The organism is Curtobacterium sp. APC 4022 (assembly GCF_030407555.1).
In the GTDB taxonomy this organism is placed as follows: domain Bacteria; phylum Actinomycetota; class Actinomycetes; order Actinomycetales; family Microbacteriaceae; genus Curtobacterium.
On record NZ_JASDDD010000002.1, the window covers coordinates 107949 to 128245 of the forward strand.

Consider the following 20297-nt stretch of genomic DNA (forward strand, 5'->3'; position numbering starts at 1 on the left):
TGGTGTCTGGTCAGTTTTCTGTGTAGATTCGGACCATGACCACCATGAGCATCACGGAAGCGTCGCGCGCCGGCATCTCGGCGCTCGCCGCCGCTGCACAACGCGGGGACGGCATCGCCCTGGCCCGCCACGGCCGAGTGATCGCCGAGGTGGTCGGCTCCGACGAACTGGCCGAGATGCGGCGTGACCGCGATGTGCTCCGGGATGCGGCGCTCGTCATGGCACGGTTCGCCACTGACGACGGCGGACGCACCGAGCTCGATGCCCTCATCGATTCGCTCGGGTTCTCCCGCGCGGAACTCGAGCTCGAGCTCGACAGAGAGGTCGCGTCCGACGCGGACTCCTCGGAACGAGAACGGTGACGTCCGACCGGCCGTGTCGCGTCCGCCTCACCGACGATGCTGTCGCCGACGTCGTCCGTCTGCACCGGAAGGACCCGGCCATCGTCCGGACGCTCGTGCGCAAGATGCTGCTGCTCGAGCGCTCTCCGGAGGCCGGTGAACCGCTGCTCGGGGCGCTCGTCGGTTTCCGCAAGCTGACCGCGGGGAACCGAGACTGGCGGATCGTCTGGCGAGTCACCGAGGACGACCAACACACGCCCGTGCTCGACATCGCCGAGGTCTGGGCCGCCGGTGCGCGCTCCGATGGCGAGGTCTACGCGGAACTGACCCGTCGCGTGGGTCGCGCCCAGCGCGACGGAGACGTCCGGGTCAGGGCGCTCGCATCCGTCGTGCAGGAGATGGGGCGCCTCTGGGAGGGGGTCGAACCCGCTCCCGAGCCGATCCGCGGCCCCGCGCTGCCGGAGTGGCTCGCGCGGGGCCTGGCCGAGGTGCTCCGTCTCTCCGAGGACCAGATCGCGAGCCTCTCGGAAGAGGAAGCACAGCAGCGACTCGCCGAACACTGGTCACGGCCTCGGGGGAGCTGACCTCAGGGGACGGTGTGTCCCGCCGCGGTGAGCACTCGGTACCACTCCTCGCGGGACAGCTCCAGGTCGGAGCCGGCGGCCGAGTCCCGGACGCGCTGCGGGTTCGTCGTGCCGAGGACGACCTGGAAGTGCGCCGGGTGCCGGGTGATCCACGCCACGGCGATGCCGGTCGGGGTGACGCCGTGCGCCGCGGCCAGTTCCTCGAGCACGTCGTTCAGCTCGGCGTACTGCTCGCGGTCGCCCAGGAAGACCCCGTCGAAGAAGCCCTTCTGGAACGGCGACCAGGCCTGCAGCGTCACGTCGTTCAACCGCGAGTAGTTCAGGATGTCGTTGTCGCGGTCGATCGCCTGGTCGAGGCCGCCCATGTTCGCCACGAGGCCCTGCGTGATGACGTTCGCGTGCGTGATGCTCAGCTGCACCTGGTTGAACGCGAGCGGCTGCTGCACGGACTTCTTTAGCAGCTCGACCTGCCCGGGGGTGTGGTTCGAGACGCCGAAGTGGTGCACCTTGCCGGCCGCGTGCAGCTCGTCGAAGGCCTTCGCGACCTCTTCCGGCTCGACCAGGGCGTCGGGGCGGTGCAGGAGCAGGACGTCGATGTAGTCGGTGCGGAGGGCGGCGAGCGACTCCTCGACCGAGGACAGGATGTGCTCGTACGAGAAGTCGAAGTACGCGCCGTTGTCCGTCGGCCGGATGCCGACCTTGGTCTGCAGCACGATCTCGGCGCGCTCCGCCGGGGTCAGCGTCACGGCGGCGCCGAAGCGCTCCTCGCAGCCGTGCCAGCCGCCGTACACGGCCGCGTGGTCGAACATCGTCACGCCCGCGTCCCGCGAGGCGGCGTACAACGACCGGATGTCCTCGTCGCTCATGTCGTTGATCCGCATCAAACCGACGACGACGTCGGATGCGGTGAGGTCCGTCTGTGGCAACTCCAGTGTCTTCACCCGACCGATCCTGCCAGCGGCCACCCGGGTGAGCCAGGCCCTGGCCGTACCCGCCAGCACAGGGTGGACTGCCCCGCCGGCGCAGGGCGGACCGGCCAGCGCAGCCGGTCTACGGCAGCAGCACCGCGACGACCGCCGAGCCGTCGGCACCCCAGCCAGCCGTCAGGGCCGCCCCGGCAGGGACGTCGCCCCCGAGCACCCGCAGCACGGCGAGCGTGCCGTGGTCGGTCGTGACGGTGGTGACCGAGCCGTCGGTGCGGGCATCGACCGTCGTGACCGTCGGCGACGTCTGCTCGGTGCCGTCGCCGGACGCCCGACCCTCCTTCTCGAGGGTGCCCGGCCCGGAGGCCCGCTCGAGTTCCGCCTCGTGGCCGCCGGTGGCGATCGCCCGCCGCAGGACGTCGGCGTACACCGGGTCGCCGACGGCGTCGTAGACCCAGCGGTGGCCGAGGACGGAGTGCTCCATCTCGGTGACGAGGAATGCCTCGGCACCTGAGAGCGGCGCCCCGCGGTAGGTCAGCGGCACGTGCAGCACGGGGCCGTCGCCGGCGCGCACGAGGTACGTCTCCACGCCGACCTCACCGTCCGGGTCGTCGAACCGGAAACGCCCGACCTGCTCGACCGTGGTGCCGGTGGGGACTGCGCTCCACGGCTGTCCGGGCAGCCAGGCGCTGATGGCGTCGAGCTTGCCGGGGGTGAGAGTCGCTTCGTGGATGACGGCCATGACGGCAACCTACCGGCACGCCCGTACCCTGGACCGGTGCGTGACGACCTGCTGCCCGTGCTCGCGTGCCCGGTGTGCGCCGAGCCGCTCGCCCGCACCGCCCCGGGCCAGGCCGGCTGCGGGAACGGGCACCGGTACGACGAGGCGAAGCAGGGCCACCTGACGCTGCTGCCGGCCAGGCGCCGGACACTCACCGCGGACACCCCGGCGATGGTCGACGCGCGTCTGCGCTTCCTCGGCCGCGGACACTACGCCCCGGTCGAGCGGGCGCTCACCCGCGTGGTCGGCGAGGCGACCGCGCCGGGTGTGGTCCTCGACGTCGGCTCCGGCCCCGGCACCTACCTCGCCCACACCCTCGACGGTGCCGGCGACGACACCGCCGCCGGTCCGGCCGGGAGGCTCGGGGTCGCCCTGGACCTGTCGGCCGTCGCCGTCCGCCGCGCGGCTCGCATCCACGCGCGTGTCGGGGCCGTCGTCGGGGACGTGACCGAGCGCCTCCCGGTCGTCGACCGTGCCGTAGCCGTCGTGCTCGACGTCTTCGCACCCCGCAACCAGCACGAGTACGCCCGGGTGCTGCACCCGGAGGGTGTGCTCGTCGTCGTCACGCCCCGGGCCGGCCACCTGGCGGAGCTCGCGGCGGCGACGATCAGCGTCGACCCCGAGAAGGAGCGGCGGCTGCACGACAGCCTGACCCCCGCGTTCACACTGCGGTCGAGCGAAGACCTGACGTGGACGATGGCGCTGACGGCCGAGGACGTGCACGACGTCGTGCACATGGGGCCGAGTCACCACCACGTGGCACCCGACACCGTGTTCGCGCCGGAGTCGGTGACAGCGGCGGTGACCGTCAGCACCTGGGCGCCCACGGCCTGAGCGGCGGGCTGCGGTCAGACGGCCGACCCCGGGCGCTGCCGGGGGTGGCGTCCGACCCGGGCCTCGTACAGCCGACGTGCGACGAAGCCGAGGCCCGCGCCCGCCATCCCCGCGGTCAGGGACACGGGCTGCCCGTGCACACCGGCCGCACCCCAGGCGTTGAACAGGATGCCCCACTGCGCGGCGGCGACCGGCGCGCCGCCCACCGCGTACCGGCTCTGCGCCATCCCGTTCCACCACCCGGTCGGCACCGCCCATGCCAGAGCCAGCGTGACGAGCAGCAACCACGCGGGCAGCGTGCTGGGCGCCGGCAGCACGAAGAACAGCAGGGAGAAGACGAGCAGCCCGACGCTGGCCACACCCGACGGTACGAGGGACGCCCGTTCCGACCGGGTGAGCGGCGCCGGGCGTCGGGGGCGGCTCCGGTCGACGAGCTGCTGCTGTGGCCACGGGGGTGCGGACTGACGCCGTCGTCCGACCAGGAGCCAGCGGACCTGGATGCCGACCATCCACCCGGCGACCAGGCCCACGATCCCTGCGAACACGGCCCCGGGGACAGCTGGTCCGAACGTCAGCTCGGCGACGAAGAAGCTCACGACGATGACGGGGACGCCGATGAGCGGTGGTGCGGCGGCCACCACCAGGGCGCCCCAGAGGACACCGCCGGCGATCCCGGTCAGGGCGACGGGGAGCCCGGCCACATCGAGGTCGCCGGGGTCGGCTGCACTGCCGTAGAGCAGGCCGGAGGCGACGGCGACGAGCGCCACCCACCACCCCAGCAGCGGGACGGGCCGCCCGCGCCAGTCCATCTGCAGCCGGAGCGCGCGGCGCAGGTCGCGCCGCTTCCGGAGCTTTCGCGCCCGGGCCTTCCGCGCCCGGGCGAGATCCTGCTCGGGTCCTGGTCCCACCGCGGCGCCCGTGTCCCCCATGCCACCAGCATGCCGGTCCGGACGCTCCCGGGACCGTCGGTCAGTACTTCGGCGCGTCCGGGCCCTGCGCGTTCGGCCCCGGCGTCTCGGGCGTGGGCCACGGCTCGGCGGGTCCACGCTGTGCGGGCCAGCCCTGCGGTGCAGCGCCCGGTGCCGGCCAGCCCTGCGTGGCAGCGGCCGGGTACGGAGCGCCCTGTGCCGGAGCGTTCTGTGCCGGAGCATTCGGTGCCGGCCAGCCCGGTGCCGACGCGTTGGCTGCCGGCCAGTTCGGAGCCGGGGTGCCTGCACCCGCGTAGGCGAACCACGCCCACGGCGCGCGTTGGGCCAGCCAGGCCTCGAGGTCGGGGTACCCGATCGCGATCGACACGGTGTCGAACAGCACGGCGTTGTTCGAGTCCCGCGCCTGGATGCCCCCGTACGGGCCGGTCCAGGGGCGGATCGACGCGATGGCGGTGTGGTGCACCTCGCGTTCGGCCCGGAAGCCCTTCCGCACGATCAACCGGTCCGGCAGCGCGTCGATCCGCGTCCGTGCCAGCGCGCCAGCGAGCAGGACGAAGGCGACACCGGCGAGCAGGGCGAACCCGCCCGTGATGCCCACGGGCAGCGCGTCCGGTTCGTCGGTCGACGTGACCCCGGCGAGCAGCAGCACGGCGCCGACGACCGCGAGGAGGATGCCGATCGTGCGCAGGATCACCCGCTGCCACCGTCGCGGCCGCACGGTGAACAGCGCGTCCGGTGCTGCTCCCGCGAGCACACGCTGGTGCTTCCGCTTCCGGTCCCCCCGGCGGATGGCCGACGTCACGACCACCGGGACGACGGCGGCGATGACGAAGGCGATGGTCACGGATGTGATCGTGGTCCCCATGGGGTCAGCGTACGGACCGTCGGCGTGCGCGTCCGCCGACGGTCCGTGCCGCTCCGCTGTCCGGCTCGGGCGCGGTCAGCCCTGCTGCGCCGGCACGTCGAGCGCCCAGACGACGCCGAACCGGTCGCGGAGCTGCCCGGCGAGCGGCGACCACGCCGAGGCTCCGAGCGGCTGCCGCACCTCGGCACCCTCCTGCAGGCCGTCCCACACCGCGCGGATCTCGTCCTCGTCCGTTCCGGACAGGTAGACGTAGGAGCTGTTCGCGCCCTGGTCGTAGGGCTGTCCGGGCCACACGTCGAACGCCATCACGCGGACGCCGCTCGCCGAGGACACCTGGCCCCAGACGACCCGGTCCGCCCAGACCGGGTCCGCCACGGCGCCGCTCTGCCCGTACGTCACGAGGACCGGCTCGGTCCCGAGAGCCTCGCCCCAGAACGCCAGGGCCGCAGCGGCCTGTCCGTCGAAGTTCACGTGGGGCGTGGTGGTGATGGTCATGTCGACTCCTCGTCTGCGAGGACCAGTCGTCCTCGTCACGAGGAGCATCGCGGCAGATGCGGTCAGATCGTGTCCGCTCCTCCTGACATGCTCGGGGGCATGCCCACCCCGTCCTCCCGCATGCTCGCGCTGCTGTCCCTCCTGCAGGTGCGCCGCGAGTGGTCTGGACCCGACCTGGCCGGGCGACTCGACGTCAGCCCGCGAACCGTCCGGCGGGACGTCGACCGCCTCCGCGAACTCGGCTACCGGGTCGACGCACTGCGCGGACCCGCCGGCGGCTACCGGCTGTCCGCCGGGTCCGACCTGCCGCCGCTGCTCTTCGACGACGACCAGGCCGTCGCGATCGCCCTCGCGCTCGCCGTCGCCCCGGCGTCCGGCGCGGACATCGCCGAGGCGGCCACCCGCGCCCTGACGACGGTCCGGCAGGTGATGCCGTCCCGGCTGCGCCACCGCATCGACGCCGTCCAGGTCGTCACCACACCGGGTTCGGTCGTGGTCGACCCGGGCGTGCTGGTCGCCGTGAGCGAGGCGGTCCGCACCCGCACGGTCCTCCGCTTCGGGTACGCGCCCGCCTGGCCGCCGGGAGCGGAGGACGACCGACCACCCCGCCGTGTCGAACCACACGCACTCCTCGCGCGGAACGGCCGCTGGTACCTGCTCGCCTGGGACACCGACGCGGGGGACTGGCGCACCTACCGGGTGGACCGGATCCTGCCGAAGGTGCCCACGGGTCTCCCGTTCGTCCCCCGGGACGTCCCGGGTGGCGACCCGTCCGCGTTCGTCGCGGCCCGCTTCCGGGGCACCGGGCCGTCCGACGTGGGCCCGGCCGACGGTGGGCCCGCCTGGCCGTGCGTCGGTACCGCGGTGCTGCAGGTGGACGCGCGCACGATCGCGCCGTACCTCACCGAGGACGCCGTCCTGGAGGCCCTCCCCGACCACACCTGTCGTCTCACCGCCGGCTCGTGGTCGTGGCCAGCCCTCGCGGCGCAGTTCGCCGGCTTCGACGCCGACTTCGTCGTCACCGGCCCCGACGCCCTGCGGGACGCGGTGCAGCAGGTGGCCGACCGTCTCCGGTCCGCCGCTCCGGAGTGAGCCGTTAGGGCGGTGCACGCGTCACCCACGGGGCCGTGAGGGAACCGTTAGGACCGTCGGTCGCGACCCCGACCAGAGCCACCATCGGACTGCACCACAACCGGTGCGGTCCACGGCAGCTGCCGCGGGCACCTCGATCTCCAGGAGTCCCACGTGTTCGACGTCTTCGTCGTCGCCGGTGTCCTCGCCGTGTTCGGCGTGGTGGCACTGATCGCCAAGGGGGTGGAGCGGCTGTGATCGCCATCACCATCGCCGCCGCCGTCCTCGGCCTCGCCGCTGTCGTGTACCTCGTCTGGGCGCTCGTCCGCCCCGAGAAGTTCTGATGGGCGCCGCGCAGACCTGGGCCGGCATCGCCCAGGTCGCCCTCCTCGTGCTGCTCCTCGTCGTGGCCCACCGGCCGCTCGGCGACTGGATGGCCCGCGTCTTCACGAGCACCCACCACGGTCGCATCGAGCGTGGGGTCTACCGCCTGATCGGTGTCGACCCCGACGCCGAGCAGTCGTGGGCCGCGTACCTCCGCGGCGTGCTGCTCTTCAGCGTCGCCGGACTGCTGCTCGTCTACCTGCTCCAGCGCATCCAGGTGGTGCTGCCGGGTGACCTCGGCCTGCCCGCCGTCGGCCCCGCGCTCGCGTTCAACACCGCGGCGTCGTTCGTGGCGAACACGAACTGGCAGTCGTACTCGCCCGAGGCCACCGTCGGGTACACCGTGCAGATGGCCGGCCTGGCGGTGCAGAACTTCCTGTCCGCTGCCGTCGGTCTCGCCGTCGCCGTCGCCCTGGTCCGCGGGTTCGCCCGTCGGAAGTCCGGCACGCTCGGCAACGTGTGGGTCGACGTGGTCCGCGGCACCGGGCGTCTGCTCCTGCCGCTGGCGTTCGTCTCCGCACTCGTGCTCGTCGCGGGCGGCATCATCCAGTCGTGGGGCGCCGGCACCGACGTCAGCACACTGGCCGGTGGCACGCAGCACATCCCGCACGGCTTCGTCGCCTCGCAGGAGGCCATCAAGGAGCTCGGGACGAACGGCGGCGGGTACTTCAACGCCAACTCCGCCCACCCGTTCGAGAACCCGCAGGCCTGGACGAGTCTCTTCGAGGTCTTCCTCATGCTCGTCATCCCGTTCTCGCTGCCCCGCACCTTCGGCAAGATGGTCGGCGACACCCGCCAGGGCACCGCGATCGTCTCCGTGATGAGCGGCATCTTCCTGGTGTCCCTCGCCGCGATGTCGATCGCCGAACTCGCCGGTGGCGGGTCCGCCACGCACGCTGCCGGAGCCGCGATGGAGGGCAAGGAGGTCCGCTTCGGCATCCTCGGCTCGACGCTCTTCGCCACCGCGACGACCTCGACGTCCACCGGCGCCGTGAACGCCATGCACGACAGCTTCACCCCGCTCGGCGGCATGATGGCGCTGATCAACATGATGCTCGGCGAGGTCACCCCCGGCGGTGTCGGGTCCGGCCTGTACGGCATGCTCGTGCTCGCCGTCATCACGGTCTTCATCGGTGGGCTGCTCGTCGGCCGCACGCCGGAGTACCTCGGCAAGAAGATCCGCGCCAAGGAGATGACCTACGCCGCGCTGTACATCCTGGTCACCCCGACCGTGGTGCTCACCGGCACGGCCCTGTCGCTCCTGATCCCCGGCGTCCGTGAGCAGGTGCTCGGCACGTCGCTCTTCAACCCGGGCAACCACGGCCTGTCCGAACTGCTCTACGCCTTCACCAGCGCCGGCAACAACAACGGCTCGGCCTTCGGCGGTCTCACCGCGAACACGACGTGGATGAACTCCGCGCTCGGTGTCGCGATGCTGCTCGGCCGCTTCGTGCCGATGGTGTTCGTCCTGGCGCTCGCCGGGTCGCTGGCCAAGCAGGACAAGGTGCCGGCGACCGTCGGCACGCTGCCCACGCACCGGCCGCTGTTCATCGTGCTCCTGGGCGGCGTCGCCGTCATCGTCACCGCACTCACGTACTTCCCGGTGCTCGCACTGGGCCCGCTCGCAGAAGGACTGTCCTGATGACCACCCTGACTCCCGAGACGGAGCAGCACACCGCTGAGCAGCCGGGCCGACGCTCGTCGGCCTTCGGACCCCGCCAACTGGCGGCGGGCCTCCCGGGTGCGTTCCGCAAGCTGGACCCCCGGCTGATGTGGAAGAACCCGGTGATGTTCATCGTCGAGGTGGGGGCCGCCCTGACGACGGTCACCGCCGTCGTCGAGCCCTTCACCCGGTCGGGAGGCGCGGCAGATTCCGGCGCGCCCGTCCCGTCCTCCTTCACCATCGCGATCGCCGTCTGGCTCTGGCTGACGGTCGTCTTCGCGAACCTGGCCGAGTCCGTCGCCGAGGGGCGCGGCAAGGCGCAGGCCGAGACGCTCCGCAAGACCCGTTCGACGACCAGCGCCCGCCGCGTCGTCGGCTACTCGGCGTCCGACCCGGCCGCACTGTCCACCGCCACGGAGGACGTCGCCTCGGTCGACCTGGCGAAGGGCGACCTGGTGGTCGTCGTCGCCGGCGAGGTGGTCCCCGGCGACGGGGACGTCATCGACGGCATCGCCTCGGTCGACGAGTCCGCCGTCACGGGTGAGTCCGCTCCGGTGATCCGCGAGTCCGGCGGCGACCGCAGTGCCGTCACCGGTGGCACCCGGGTGCTGTCCGACCGGATCGTGGTGCGCATCACCTCGACCCCTGGCGAGACCTTCATCGACCGGATGATCCGCCTGGTCGAGGGCGCCGCCCGCCAGAAGACGCCGAACGAGATCGCGCTGAACATCCTGCTCGCGTCGCTGTCGATCGTCTTCGTGATCGTCTGCCTCACCATGCAGCCGATCGCCGGCCTGGTCGGCTCGACGGTCAGCATCACGGTGCTCATCGCGCTGCTCGTCTGCCTCATCCCGACCACCATCGGGGCGCTGCTCTCCGCGATCGGCATCGCCGGCATGGACCGGCTCGTGCAGCACAACGTCCTGGCGATGTCCGGCCGTGCGGTCGAGGCCGCCGGTGACATCACCACGCTGCTCCTCGACAAGACCGGCACCATCACGTACGGCAACCGCCGCGCCTCCCGGGTCGTCCCGGTGCCGGGCGTGACCGAGCCGGAGCTGATGGCCGCCGCGGCGCTCTCGAGTGCCGCCGACGGCACGCCCGAGGGCCGCTCGATCGTGGACCTGGCGCTCGCCGCCGGGGTCTCCACGCCCCTCCCGGCCGGCGGGGTCGAGGTGCCGTTCACGGCGCAGACCCGGATGTCCGGCGTCGACCTGCCCGACGGGTCCTCGGTCCGGAAGGGTGCTGCTGCGGCAGTGCTCGCCTGGGCGGACACCCGCGATGCCGGTGTCACCGCAGCGATCGACGCGACCGTCGCGGAGATCTCCGACCAGGGTGGCACGCCGCTCGTCGTCGGCCGTCGTGACGCTGCCGGCACGGTCCAGCTGCTCGGCGTCGTGCACCTCAAGGACGTCGTGAAGGACGGCCTGGCCGAGCGGTTCACCGAACTGCGCAGCATGGGCATCCGCACCGTGATGATCACCGGCGACAACCCGCGCACCGCCAAGGCCATCGCGGCCGAGGCCGGCGTCGACGACTACCTCGCCGAGGCCACCCCGGAGGACAAGCTCGCGCTGATCCGTCGTGAGCAGGAGGGCGGCAACCTCGTCGCCATGACCGGTGACGGCACGAACGACGCCCCGGCCCTGGCGCAGGCGGACGTCGGCGTGGCGATGAACACCGGGACGACCGCGGCCAAGGAGGCCGGCAACATGGTCGACCTGGACTCGGACCCGACGAAGCTCATCGACGTCGTCCGGATCGGCAAGCAGCTGCTCATCACCCGCGGTGCGCTCACCACGTTCTCGATCGCCAACGACATCGCCAAGTACTTCGCGATCATCCCGGCGATGTTCCAGGCGACGTTCCCGGGCCTCGGTGCGCTGAACATCATGCACCTGCACTCCCCGGCGTCGGCGATCCTGTCGGCGATCGTGTTCAACGCGCTCGTCATCGTGGCGCTCATCCCGCTGTCCCTGCGTGGCGTCAAGTACCGCGCAGCCTCGGCGTCGTCGATCCTCGGCCGCAACCTGCTCGTCTACGGGCTCGGCGGCGTCATCGTCCCCTTCATCGGCATCAAGTTGATCGACCTCGTCGTCGGTCTCATCCCGGGGTTCTAGTCATGGCTTCCTCTTCTCGCTCCTTCCTCCGCTCCACCGGTGTGGCCGTGCGCCTCACCCTCCTCGCCACCGTCGTCCTCGGCGTCGGCTACCCGCTCGCCGTCTGGGGTGTCGGCCAGGCCGCCTTCCACGACCAGGCGAACGGCTCGATGGTCACCGACTCCTCCGGCACCACCGTGGGCTCGTCGTTGATCGGGCAGTCGTTCACCGGCAAGGACGCAGCCCGCTGGTTCCAGTCCCGCCCCTCCGCAGCCGGCGAGCACGGGTACGACGCGAACGCCTCGTCCGGGTCGAACCTCGGCCCGTCCAACCCCGACCTGACCAAGGCGATCGAGGAACGACGTGCCGCGATCGCGAAGGCCGACGGTGTGCCCGCGTCCGAGGTCCCGGCGGACGCGCTGACGGCCTCCGGCTCCGGGCTCGACCCGGACATCAGCCCGGAGTACGCCCGCCTGCAGATCGCCCGTGTGGCCTCGGCTCGCGGCGTCTCCGAGGCCCGGGTCCGTGCCCTGGTCGACGAGCACACCGAGTCCCGGCAGCTCGGGTTCCTCGGCGCCCCGGCGGTCAACGTCCTCGAGCTGAACCTGGCGCTGGCGAAGCTCGGCTGACCCCGGTGTCGATCGGACCCGCACAACCAGAACCCGTACGAACCACGGGCAACCGCGGTTCGAGCTGGACGAGGTTGTGCGGGTCCGGTTCGCGCCGGGCCCCGAGCAGGAGAGGATGAGCGCGTGAAGCGAGGGAAGCTGCGGGTGCTGCTCGGTGCGGCCCCCGGCGTGGGCAAGACCTACACGATGCTCGAAGAGGGCCGCCGGATGGCCGACCACGGCCGCGACGTGGTCATCGCCGTCGTCGAGACCCACGGCCGCGCCGCCACCGCCGCCCTCGTCGACGGGCTCGAGGTCGTCCCCCGTCGCACGGTCGAACACCGCGGGGTCGAACTCGACGACATGGACCTCGACGCCGTCCTGGCCCGCCGACCCGAGGTCGCCCTGGTCGACGAACTCGCGCACTCGAACGCCCCCGGCAGCCCGCACGAGAAGCGCTGGCAGGACGTCGAAGCACTGCGTGCCGCCGGCATCGACGTCATCTCGACGGTGAACGTCCAGCACATGCAGTCCCTCGGCGACGTCGTCCGCGAGATCACCGGCACCGTCCAACGCGAGACCGTCCCCGACGCCGTCGTCCGCGCCGCCGACCAGATCGAGGTCGTCGACCTCTCCCCGCAGGCCCTCCGCGACCGGCTGTCCGACGGGCTCGTGTACCCGGCCGCCCGGATCGACGCGGCCCTGTCGAACTACTTCCGCCTCGGCAACCTCACCGCCCTCCGCGAGATCGCCCTGCTCTGGCTGGCCGACGAGGTCGACGACGCCCTCAAGCGCTACCGCGCCGAACACGGCATCGCGAACCGGTGGGAGACCCGGGAACGCGTGCTCGTCGCCCTGACCGGCGGCCCCGAGGGCGAGACCCTGCTCCGCCGCGGAGCCCGCATCGCCGCCCGCTCGGCCGGCGGAGAGCTCGCCGCCGTGCACGTCACCACCAACGACGGCCTGCGCGAACGGCACCCGGGAGCCCTCGGCAAGCAGCGCGCCCTGCTCGAACAGCTCGGCGGCACCTACCACCAGGTCGTCGGCGACGACGTGCCCACCACCCTGGTCCGGTTCGCCCGGTCGGTCGACGCGACCCAGATCGTGATGGGCATCAGCCGTCGCAGCCGACTCGCCGCGGCCCTCACCGGGCCGGGCATCGGCAGCACCGTCATCCGCGAGTCCGGGGACATCGACGTGCACGTCGTCACCCACGAGCGCGCGGGCGGCGGCTTCGCGCTGCCGAAGCTCGGCGGCAGCCTGTCCCGCTCCCGGACCGTGGCGGCGTTCCTGCTCGCCCTGGTCGCCGGCCCGGTCCTGACCTGGCTCCTCAGCCTGACCGACGACCCCGACTCGATCACCGTCGACGTGCTCGCCTACCAGCTGCTCGTGCTCGTCGTCGCGCTGATCGGCGGCATGCTGCCCGCCGTGTTCGCCGCCGTCCTGTCCGGGCTGAGTCTCGACTTCTTCTTCGTCCGACCCCTGCACCAGGTCACCGTCCAGCAGCCCTGGCACCTGTTCGCCCTCGTCATGTACGTCGTCAGCGCGGTGCTCGTCAGCTTCGTCGTCGACCGCTCCGCCCGACGCTCCCGCACCGCACGCCGGGCCGCCGCCGAGTCCGGGCTCCTCGTCGGGATCGCCGGCAGCGTCCTCCGCGGGGACGACGCGCTCCAGGCCCTCGTCGAGCGCACCCGCGAGGCCTTCGGCTTCGCCGGGGTCCGGGTCCGCCAGGGCGACGAGGTGCCGGCCACGTCGGGGACGTTCGGCGACGAGCCGGACGCGGCCACGACCCTCCCGTCCGGTGCCGTCCTGGAGTTCGCCGGCGCGCCCGACGACCCCACCCAGCGGCGGCTGCTGCGCGTCGTCGAGCAGCAGCTCGACGCCGCCCTGGAACACCGCGCCCTCACCCGCACCGCCGTCGACGCGGAACGCATCGCCGCCGTCGACCGGGTGCGGAGCGCCATCCTGGCGGCCGTCAGCCACGACGTGCGCCGGCCGATCGCCGCCGCCAGCGCCGCCGTCCAGTCCCTCCGCGCAAGGGATGTGCGGTTGGGCGAAGCCGACCGGGAGGCGCTCCTCGCGACCGCCGACGAGAGCCTCCGTCAGCTGGCGGTCCTGTTGGCCGACCTGCTCGACGTCAGCCGTGTACAGGCCGGAGTGCTCGCCGCCGCCCCCGTCCCCACGGCACTCGACACGGTCGTCGCGCCCGCACTCGACGAACTCGAACTCGGCCCGGAGGACGTCGACCTCGACCTGCCCGCCGAACTGCCGCCGGTCCTCGCCGACCCGGTACTGCTGCAGCGCGTCGTCGTGAACCTGCTCGCCAACGCCGTCCGCTACTCACCCGACGGCGAGCGCGTCCGGATCGCGGCGAGCGCCTTCGCCGGCAGGGTCGAACTCCGCGTCGCGGACCGCGGCCCCGGGATCCCCGAGGACCGCCGCGAAGACGTGTTCCAGCCGTTCCAGCGGCTCGGGGACACGGACAACGAGACCGGACTCGGACTCGGCCTGGCGCTCGCGCGCGGGTTCACCGAGGGCATGGGCGGCACGATCGAGGTCGACGACACCCCCGGCGGTGGGCTCACCGTCGTGGTGCGGCTGCCGATCGCGGGACACCTGGGAGTGGTGGGCAGATGAAGGTCCTGATCGCGGACGACGACGTGCAGCTGGTGCGGGCGCTCGCCGTGACGCTCGGTGCCCGGGGCTACGACGTCGTCACCGCCCGCGACGGTCGGGCCGCCATCGACGCCGTGATCACCGAGCGGCCGGACATCGTGCTGCTCGACCTCGGCATGCCCCGGCTGGACGGCATCGGGGTGCTCGAGGGCATCCGCGGGTGGTCGCAGGTGCCGGTGCTGGTGCTGTCCGGGCGCACCGACTCGAGCGACAAGGTGGACGCCCTGGACGCCGGCGCGGACGACTACGTGACGAAGCCGTTCCAGATGGACGAGCTGCTGGCACGGCTGCGGGCCCTGGGCCGGCGACGGGCACCGGCGGGCGGGGCCGAGGCCGCGCCGACGATCCGCATCGGGGCGCTCGTGGTGGACCTCGTCGCCAAGCAGGTCACCGCGCCCGACGGACCCGCGATCCGCCTGACCCCGACTGAGTGGCGGTTGCTCGAGGTCCTCGTGACGAACCCCGACCGGCTGTTGACGCGCGAGATGCTCCTCACGGAGGTGTGGGGTCCGACGCACGGCACCGACTCCGGGTACCTGCGGCTGTACATGGCGCAGCTGCGGCGGAAGCTCGAGCCGGAGCCGTCGCACCCGCGGTTCCTGGTCACCGAGGCGGGGATGGGCTACCGGTTCGCGCCGGCCGGCTGACCCGCCGCTGCGTCGCGGTGCCGTGGCGCGTGGCACGTGGCACGTGGCGCGTGGCGCCGATCGGACCCGGACAACCGTGTCCCGCTCGCGCCGCGGCATCCCCTGGTTCGAGCGGGATGCTGTTGGGCGGCGACGTCCGGCGACCGTCCGGAACGGGTGATGCGGCGCTGTCGGGAGGCTGTCGGGTCGCTGTCGTGCAGGTGGCGGGCCCCGGTCCCGGCGCCGATCGGACCCGCACAACCGTGTCCCGCTCGCACCGCGGCATCCCGTGGTTCGAGTGGGTTGCTGTTGGGCGGCGCCGCCGCTGCCGCGCCGCCGCTCAGCCGGCGTGCGCGTGCGCCGCGAGCTCCGCCCGGGTCCGGGCACCGTGCTTCCGGAGCAGGTTCGCCACGTGGTACTTCACCGTGTTCACGGTGATGCCGAGGCCGTCCGCGATCTCCCGGTTCCCGACCCCGGTCGCCACGAGCCGCAGCACGTCGAGTTCGCGGGGCGTCAGGTCGGAGTCCTCGGGGGTCGGGGCGGAGGCGACGGGCGGGTCGAGCGGCACCGTCACGTCGATCACGGATCCCCACCCGGGCGTCGAGTCGACCCGCATCTGCCCGGCCAGCGCCGCGACCCGTTCGGCGATCGGCCGCATCGCATCGTCCTGCACGTCGTGCGTCCCGGCGCCGTCGTCGCGGAGCTGCATGAGCAGGTTCCGGCCGTCGCAGTCCCACTGGATGCGGACCCGGTTCGCCCGGCCCTCGTCCACGAGGGTGAGCACCGCCGTCCGCACCACCGCCCGGGCAGCGTGGGCGACGTCGCCGGGCAGGGCGCGACCGTTCGCAGGCGGCTCGACGAACTGCACGTCCAGGTCACCGAACCGGACCAGGGGGCGCAGGTCGGCCCGCAGACGCGAGAACGCCCCGGCCACCGGCTCGAGCAGGACCTCGCGCTGCCGGTCCGTCGACGTCCGCAGGTCCACGAGTGCCGCCGAGGCGATCTCGACCGCCTCGGCCCGGGCGGCGGCGTCGCCCACCCGGGGTGAGCGGAGCACGGCCAGCACGGACTCGAGCGTGAGCGTGTGCCGGTCGGCCTGGTCGGCGAGGAGGCGAGCGTGCTCGGCGGGGGTGATCCGGGCCTCCCGGCCGGGCTGCGTGTCCATCAGGACGAACCTACCCGCCCTGCCCGTCCGCGAACGTGGAGCCGTCCGAACGGGTGGGACGCCCGCCGTGTCGGGTAGCGGCACCCGCAGGTGCGGGGGAGCACTGTTGTTGCATGACCACACACACGCTCGCTGCCGCGCTCGACCTCGTCAGCCACGAACTCGACGACCTCGTCGACGGCGTGGCCGAGGGCGACCAGGCCGCCGCCGACCGGGCACTCGACCTGCTCGACGGCGCCGAGCGCGTGTTCGTGCACGGTGCCGGACGCTCCGGGCTCGCGCTGCGGATGACCGCGATGCGGCTGATGCACCTCGGGCTCGACGTCCACGTCGTCGGCGAGGTCACGACCCCCGCGATCGAGTCCGGCGACGTCCTGCTCACCGCGAGCGGGTCGGGCACCACCGGCAGCATCGTGCAGGCCGCACGGACCGCCGTGGACGTCGGCGCACAGGTCGTCGCCGTGTCCACGACCGCGTCGTCGCCGCTCGCCGAACTGGCCGAGGTCACCCTCGTGCTGCCGGCCGCGACGAAGACCGACCGCTCCGGCACCGCCTCGGCCCAGTACGCCGGCGGCCTCTTCGAGCAGGGCGTCGTCCTGCTCGGTGACGCACTGTTCCACGCGCTGTGGCAGCGCAGCGGACACTCCGCCGACGACCTCTGGCCGCGGCACGCCAACCTCGAATGACCCCTTCGGAAGGAACCACCATGCAGCTCCAGTTCGCCATCGACACCCTCTCCACCGACACCGCCCTCGAACTCGCCGCCGCGGCAGCCCCGCACGTCGACATCCTCGAGCTCGGCACCCCGCTCGTGAAGAGCGCCGGCGTCGCCGCCATCACGGCGATGAAGGAAGCCCACCCGGACAAGATCGTGTTCGCCGACCTCAAGACGATGGACGCCGGTGAGCTCGAGGCCGACATGGCGTTCCAGGCCGGTGCCGACCTCGTCACCGTGCTCGGCGTCGCCGGGGACAGCACCATCGTCGGTGCCGTCAAGGCCGCGAAGAAGCACGGCAAGGGCATCGTCGTCGACCTGATCGGCGTCCCCGACAAGGCCGCCCGGGCCCGCGAGGTCACCGAGCTCGGCGTCGAGTTCGTCGAGGTGCACGCCGGCCTCGACGAGCAGGCCGAAGAGGGCTTCACCTTCGACACGCTGCTCGAGGAGGGCAAGGCCTCGGGCGTGCCGTTCTCGATCGCCGGTGGCGTGAAGGCGTCTTCCGTCGCCTCCGTCAAGGCCGCGGGCGCCCGTGTCGCCGTCGCCGGCAGCGCGATCTACAGCGCCTCGGACGTCGGCGCTGCCGCCGCCGAGATCCGCGCCGCGATCGACGCCGCGTAGTCCTTCCGCAAAACGCACCGTGGGCGGTTCCACGCAGCGGTACTCCGTTGCGTGGGGCCGCCCACGGTGCGTTCCGCGGGGAGCCCGGCCGGGAGGCATGTGGCCGGCTCCGTCTTCCGGCTGACCCGGCACCACCGTTCGGCCGATGTCACCGTCCCCCGCGCTGCCTAGCGTGGAGCCATGACTTCGGGGTGGGACGCGTGGGGGCAGGACGACGACTGGGAACGGTGGACGGCCAGGCCGCCACGGGCCGAGCGCGAGCCGAGGGAGCGCGTCGAACGACCGTCCCGGGAGCGAGCACGGACGCTGGCCGTCGTGACGAGCGTCGGGGTACTGCTCTGGTGTGCTGGACTGCTCGCGATCGTCGAGCGCGCCGGAGCCTGGGGTGTCCCGCTCGGCGGCGTGGCACCGAGCGGCATCGACGGGGCATCACCGGACCAGATGGACCACGTCCGAGCGGCGTGGGGCATGCTCCAGCTGACGACGCTGCCGGTCATGGTGGTCCTGTCCGCCACGGCGGCGTGGTCGGCCCGCCGACGTCGGATGCGGTGGAGTCCCGCGGTGGCCCTGGTCCTCAGCGGCGTCGGCGTGCTGGTCGGCCTCGGGCTCGTCCTGCAGGGCATCCAGACCTGGGCGCTCAGTCGCTGACGGCCTCGCAAGACGCAACGTGGGCGTCTCCACGCAGCGGTACTCCGTTGCGTGGGGCCGCCCAGGTTGCGTCCCGCGGGGGAGCCGGCTTCAGCGGCGGTTCAGGCCGCCCGGCCATGCTCGGACGATGCGCGTGCTGGTGGTCGACGACGAGGTCCGGCTCGCCGAGGGCATCCGGAACGGGCTGCAGGCCGAGGGCTTCGCCGTCGACGTCGCCCACGACGGGGTCGACGGCCTCTGGTACGCCCGCGAGAACCCCTACGACGCCATCGTCCTCGACCTGATGATGCCCGGCATGAGCGGCTGGAAGGTCTGCGAGACCCTCCGCGCCGAGCAGGACTGGACCCCGGTGCTCATGCTCACCGCCAAGGACGGCGAGTGGGACCAGGTCGACGCCCTCGACGCCGGCGCCGACGACTACGTGACGAAGCCGTTCTCGTTCCCGGTGCTGGTCGCGCGTCTCCGTGCGCTCGTCCGGCGCGGGTCCCGGGAACGGCCCACGGTCCTCCAGGCCGGTGACCTGCGCCTGGACCCGGCGGCGCGACGGGTGTGGCGGGGCGAGGTCCTGCTCGACCTGACCAGCCGGGAGTTCACGGTCCTCGAGTACCTGATGCGCCATCCCGGGCAGGTGCTGTCGAAGCGCGACGTCATCGCGAACGTCTGGGACGACGACTTCACCGGTGACCCGAACATCGTCGAGGTGTACGTCGGGCACCTCCGCCGCGCGGTCGACCGCCCGTTCGGCCGGAACGCCATCGAGACCGTCCGCGGGGCCGGGTACCGCCTCGACGCCGACGGTGGCTGAGCGCACCGCCCGGTCGCGTCGGCCTGCGTCGATCCGCGCACGCGCGACGGGAGGCGCGGCCCTCGTCGTCCTCGTCGCCCTGGCCCTCGGGGCGGTCGCCTTCGTCGGTGTCCTCCGCACCTCGCTCACCGACGGCGTGCGGACCGCCGCCGAGCAGACCCTCGACGGCCTGAGCACCCGGGTGGAGGCCGACGGCGCACCCGCAGTGGAGGCGGAGGGCGACGACGTGCTCGCCCAACTGCAGGACGGCGACGGCCGGGTCCTCGCCCGCGCCGACGACAGCCCGCCCCGGCCGCTCGACACCGCCGAGGAGTCCCGCTCCCGGCACGACGGCGAGCGGTGGCTGCTCGTCGCCGACGACGTCGACCTGCCGGACGGCGGGGAGGGCACCCTGGTCGTCGGCGCACCCCTGGAGGACGCCGACGCCGCCGTGCGGACCGTCACCGTCCTGCTGGTGGTGGCGGTGCCCGTCGTCGTGGCGCTGATGTCGCTCGTCACGTGGTTCGTCGTCAGCCGGGCCCTGCGCCCCGTCGACCGGATGCGCCGCGAGGTCGATGCGGTCGAGGGCACGAACCTGCACGCCCGCGTCGACGAGCCGGGCTCGGGCGACGAGGTCGACCGGCTCGCCACGACCATGAACCGGATGCTCGGGCGGCTCGAGGCATCACAGCAGGCGCAGCGGCAGTTCGTCTCCGACGCCTCGCACGAACTGCGCTCCCCGCTCGCGACGATCCGGCAGCACGCCGAGGTCGCCCGCGCCCACCCGGAGGTCACCGGCACGGCGGACCTCGCCGACGTCGTCCTCGACGAGGGTGCCCGGCTGCAGGAGCTCGTGGAGTCGCTGCTCCTGCTCACCCGCGTCGACGAACGCGGTCGCGACCGCGACCGGGCGGTGGACCTCGACGACCTCGTGTTCACCGAGGCATCCCGACCACGTTCCGTCCGCGGGACGGACGGAGCGGCCGTGCGTTCGGACGGCCGCGCGGCCGTCCGGGTGGACGTCTCCGGCGTGACCCCGGCCCGGGTCCGCGGCGACGACCGGTTGCTCGGCCGGGTGGTGCGGAACCTCGTCGACAACGCGGTCCGGCACGCCGAGCGGACGGTCGTCGTGGGGCTCGGGACCGACGGCGGCAGCGCGGTGCTCACCGTGGACGACGACGGGCACGGTGTCCCCGAAGCCGACCGCGGCCGCGTGTTCGAGCGGTTCGTCCGGCTGGACGAGGGACGCGCGCGGGACGCCGGCGGCTCCGGGCTGGGGCTCGCGATCGTCGACGCCGTCGTCCGGGGGCACGGCGGCGGCGTCGTGGTGTCGGCAGCGCCCGGCGGGGGAGCACGGTTCACCGTGCGGCTGCCGCTCCTGCACGACTGAACGGGCGGGCACAGGCACAGGCGCAGGCGCAGGCCCGACCGGCACCAGGCGTCGCCCCAGGTCGCTTCAGGTCTGCTTCAGTGCCCGTTGCCCAG

General features: G+C 72.9%; 21 protein-coding genes. 15 read left to right on the plus strand and 6 right to left on the minus strand.

Annotated elements, in window-relative coordinates:
* The first annotated feature begins 44 nt into the window (after positions 1–44).
* Positions 45–362, plus strand: a complete 318-nt coding sequence (locus QL987_RS00630) for a prevent-host-death family protein (RefSeq protein ID WP_290155738.1) — start codon at positions 45–47, stop codon at positions 360–362.
* Positions 359–925 carry a type II toxin-antitoxin system RelE/ParE family toxin gene (locus QL987_RS00635; protein ID WP_290155740.1) on the plus strand — a complete coding sequence of 189 codons (567 nt, stop codon included), beginning with the start codon at positions 359–361 and terminating at the stop codon, positions 923–925. Before QL987_RS00630 ends, QL987_RS00635 begins: the two co-directional genes overlap by 4 nt.
* A gap of 2 nt (positions 926–927) precedes the next feature.
* Here the strand turns inward: QL987_RS00635 and QL987_RS00640 are convergent, their stop codons facing one another.
* Together QL987_RS00640 and QL987_RS00645 are read right to left on the minus strand one after the other, a co-directional pair.
* Positions 928–1866 (minus strand): aldo/keto reductase, encoded by a 939-nt coding sequence (locus QL987_RS00640; RefSeq protein ID WP_290155743.1) that lies wholly within the window; start codon positions 1864–1866, stop codon positions 928–930.
* A 109-nt stretch (positions 1867–1975) separates the two neighbouring features.
* Complete coding sequence (locus QL987_RS00645; RefSeq protein ID WP_290155745.1) at positions 1976–2590, minus strand: hypothetical protein; 615 nt, start codon at positions 2588–2590, stop codon at positions 1976–1978.
* A 36-nt stretch (positions 2591–2626) separates the two neighbouring features.
* Here QL987_RS00645 and QL987_RS00650 point away from each other — a divergent pair, with 36 nt between their 5' ends.
* Positions 2627–3463, plus strand: a complete 837-nt coding sequence (locus QL987_RS00650) for a putative RNA methyltransferase (RefSeq protein ID WP_290155747.1) — start codon at positions 2627–2629, stop codon at positions 3461–3463.
* 14 nt (positions 3464–3477) lie between these two features.
* Here the strand turns inward: QL987_RS00650 and QL987_RS00655 are convergent, their stop codons facing one another.
* From QL987_RS00655 to QL987_RS00665, 3 genes are all read right to left on the minus strand, one after another.
* Complete coding sequence (locus tag QL987_RS00655) at positions 3478–4392, minus strand: hypothetical protein (protein WP_290155749.1); 915 nt, start codon at positions 4390–4392, stop codon at positions 3478–3480.
* Positions 4393–4432: 40 nt separating this feature from the next.
* Positions 4433–5257 (minus strand): hypothetical protein, encoded by an 825-nt coding sequence (locus tag QL987_RS00660; protein ID WP_290155751.1) that lies wholly within the window; start codon positions 5255–5257, stop codon positions 4433–4435.
* Positions 5258–5332: 75 nt separating this feature from the next.
* Positions 5333–5752 (minus strand): VOC family protein, encoded by a 420-nt coding sequence (locus QL987_RS00665; protein ID WP_290155753.1) that lies wholly within the window; start codon positions 5750–5752, stop codon positions 5333–5335.
* A 99-nt stretch (positions 5753–5851) separates the two neighbouring features.
* Between QL987_RS00665 and QL987_RS00670 the strand changes: the two genes are divergently transcribed.
* The 7 genes from QL987_RS00670 (at position 5852) to QL987_RS00700 (ending at position 14900) form a co-directional block, all read left to right on the plus strand.
* Complete coding sequence (locus QL987_RS00670; protein WP_290155756.1) at positions 5852–6844, plus strand: WYL domain-containing protein; 993 nt, start codon at positions 5852–5854, stop codon at positions 6842–6844.
* A 233-nt stretch (positions 6845–7077) separates the two neighbouring features.
* Positions 7078–7167 carry a potassium-transporting ATPase subunit F gene (locus QL987_RS00675; RefSeq protein ID WP_111074018.1) on the plus strand — a complete coding sequence of 30 codons (90 nt, stop codon included), beginning with the start codon at positions 7078–7080 and terminating at the stop codon, positions 7165–7167.
* Positions 7167–8849 (plus strand): potassium-transporting ATPase subunit KdpA, encoded by a 1683-nt coding sequence (kdpA, locus tag QL987_RS00680; RefSeq protein WP_111074017.1) that lies wholly within the window; start codon positions 7167–7169, stop codon positions 8847–8849. Before QL987_RS00675 ends, kdpA begins: the two co-directional genes overlap by 1 nt.
* Positions 8849–10990, plus strand: a complete 2142-nt coding sequence (kdpB, locus tag QL987_RS00685) for a potassium-transporting ATPase subunit KdpB (RefSeq protein ID WP_290155763.1) — start codon at positions 8849–8851, stop codon at positions 10988–10990. The genes kdpA and kdpB overlap by 1 nt, the downstream gene beginning before the upstream one ends.
* A 2-nt stretch (positions 10991–10992) precedes the next feature.
* Complete coding sequence (gene kdpC, locus QL987_RS00690; RefSeq protein WP_290155766.1) at positions 10993–11598, plus strand: potassium-transporting ATPase subunit KdpC; 606 nt, start codon at positions 10993–10995, stop codon at positions 11596–11598.
* Between the two features lie 123 nt (positions 11599–11721).
* Positions 11722–14214 (plus strand): ATP-binding protein, encoded by a 2493-nt coding sequence (locus QL987_RS00695; RefSeq protein WP_111074014.1) that lies wholly within the window; start codon positions 11722–11724, stop codon positions 14212–14214.
* A complete protein-coding gene (locus QL987_RS00700; protein ID WP_221848983.1) occupies positions 14211–14900 on the plus strand; it encodes a response regulator transcription factor in 690 nt (229 codons plus the stop codon). Before QL987_RS00695 ends, QL987_RS00700 begins: the two co-directional genes overlap by 4 nt.
* Before the next feature lie 319 nt (positions 14901–15219).
* On the opposite strand, the gene QL987_RS00705 is transcribed toward QL987_RS00700, so the two are convergent.
* The gene (locus tag QL987_RS00705) at positions 15220–16044 is read right to left on the minus strand and encodes a LuxR C-terminal-related transcriptional regulator (RefSeq protein ID WP_290155771.1); all 825 of its coding nucleotides are present in this window, start codon (positions 16042–16044) and stop codon (positions 15220–15222) included.
* Between the two features lie 113 nt (positions 16045–16157).
* Here QL987_RS00705 and hxlB point away from each other — a divergent pair, with 113 nt between their 5' ends.
* From hxlB to QL987_RS00730, 5 genes are all read left to right on the plus strand, one after another.
* Complete coding sequence (gene hxlB, locus QL987_RS00710; RefSeq protein ID WP_221848980.1) at positions 16158–16730, plus strand: 6-phospho-3-hexuloisomerase; 573 nt, start codon at positions 16158–16160, stop codon at positions 16728–16730.
* Between the two features lie 20 nt (positions 16731–16750).
* On the plus strand, positions 16751–17380 hold the full coding sequence (gene hxlA / locus QL987_RS00715; RefSeq protein WP_111074010.1) for a 3-hexulose-6-phosphate synthase: 630 nt from the start codon (positions 16751–16753) through the stop codon (positions 17378–17380).
* Positions 17381–17560: 180 nt separating this feature from the next.
* The gene (locus tag QL987_RS00720; protein ID WP_290155776.1) at positions 17561–18028 is read left to right on the plus strand and encodes a hypothetical protein; all 468 of its coding nucleotides are present in this window, start codon (positions 17561–17563) and stop codon (positions 18026–18028) included.
* 127 nt (positions 18029–18155) lie between these two features.
* Positions 18156–18833, plus strand: a complete 678-nt coding sequence (locus QL987_RS00725; protein WP_204606670.1) for a response regulator transcription factor — start codon at positions 18156–18158, stop codon at positions 18831–18833.
* Complete coding sequence (locus QL987_RS00730; protein ID WP_290155780.1) at positions 18826–20202, plus strand: HAMP domain-containing sensor histidine kinase; 1377 nt, start codon at positions 18826–18828, stop codon at positions 20200–20202. The genes QL987_RS00725 and QL987_RS00730 overlap by 8 nt, the downstream gene beginning before the upstream one ends.
* Positions 20203–20297 lie beyond the last annotated feature (95 nt).

Excerpts from the sequence above, each read along its gene's own strand:
- kdpA (WP_111074017.1), top strand. The coding sequence starts at position 7,167 with ATGGGCGCCGCGCAGACCTGGGCCGGCATCGCCCAGGTCGCCCTCCTC.
- kdpB (WP_290155763.1), top strand. The coding sequence starts at position 8,849 with ATGACCACCCTGACTCCCGAGACGGAGCAGCACACCGCTGAGCAGCCG.
- QL987_RS00655 (WP_290155749.1), bottom strand. The coding sequence starts at position 4,392 with ATGGGGGACACGGGCGCCGCGGTGGGACCAGGACCCGAGCAGGATCTC.
- QL987_RS00705 (WP_290155771.1), bottom strand. The coding sequence starts at position 16,044 with ATGGACACGCAGCCCGGCCGGGAGGCCCGGATCACCCCCGCCGAGCAC.
- QL987_RS00720 (WP_290155776.1), top strand. The coding sequence starts at position 17,561 with ATGACTTCGGGGTGGGACGCGTGGGGGCAGGACGACGACTGGGAACGG.
- QL987_RS00700 (WP_221848983.1), top strand. The coding sequence starts at position 14,211 with ATGAAGGTCCTGATCGCGGACGACGACGTGCAGCTGGTGCGGGCGCTC.
- kdpC (WP_290155766.1), top strand. The coding sequence starts at position 10,993 with ATGGCTTCCTCTTCTCGCTCCTTCCTCCGCTCCACCGGTGTGGCCGTG.
- QL987_RS00660 (WP_290155751.1), bottom strand. The coding sequence starts at position 5,257 with ATGGGGACCACGATCACATCCGTGACCATCGCCTTCGTCATCGCCGCC.
- hxlA (WP_111074010.1), top strand. The coding sequence starts at position 16,751 with ATGCAGCTCCAGTTCGCCATCGACACCCTCTCCACCGACACCGCCCTC.
- QL987_RS00665 (WP_290155753.1), bottom strand. The coding sequence starts at position 5,752 with ATGACCATCACCACCACGCCCCACGTGAACTTCGACGGACAGGCCGCT.
- QL987_RS00630 (WP_290155738.1), top strand. The coding sequence starts at position 45 with ATGAGCATCACGGAAGCGTCGCGCGCCGGCATCTCGGCGCTCGCCGCC.
- QL987_RS00670 (WP_290155756.1), top strand. The coding sequence starts at position 5,852 with ATGCCCACCCCGTCCTCCCGCATGCTCGCGCTGCTGTCCCTCCTGCAG.
- QL987_RS00645 (WP_290155745.1), bottom strand. The coding sequence starts at position 2,590 with ATGGCCGTCATCCACGAAGCGACTCTCACCCCCGGCAAGCTCGACGCC.
- hxlB (WP_221848980.1), top strand. The coding sequence starts at position 16,158 with ATGACCACACACACGCTCGCTGCCGCGCTCGACCTCGTCAGCCACGAA.
- QL987_RS00725 (WP_204606670.1), top strand. The coding sequence starts at position 18,156 with ATGCGCGTGCTGGTGGTCGACGACGAGGTCCGGCTCGCCGAGGGCATC.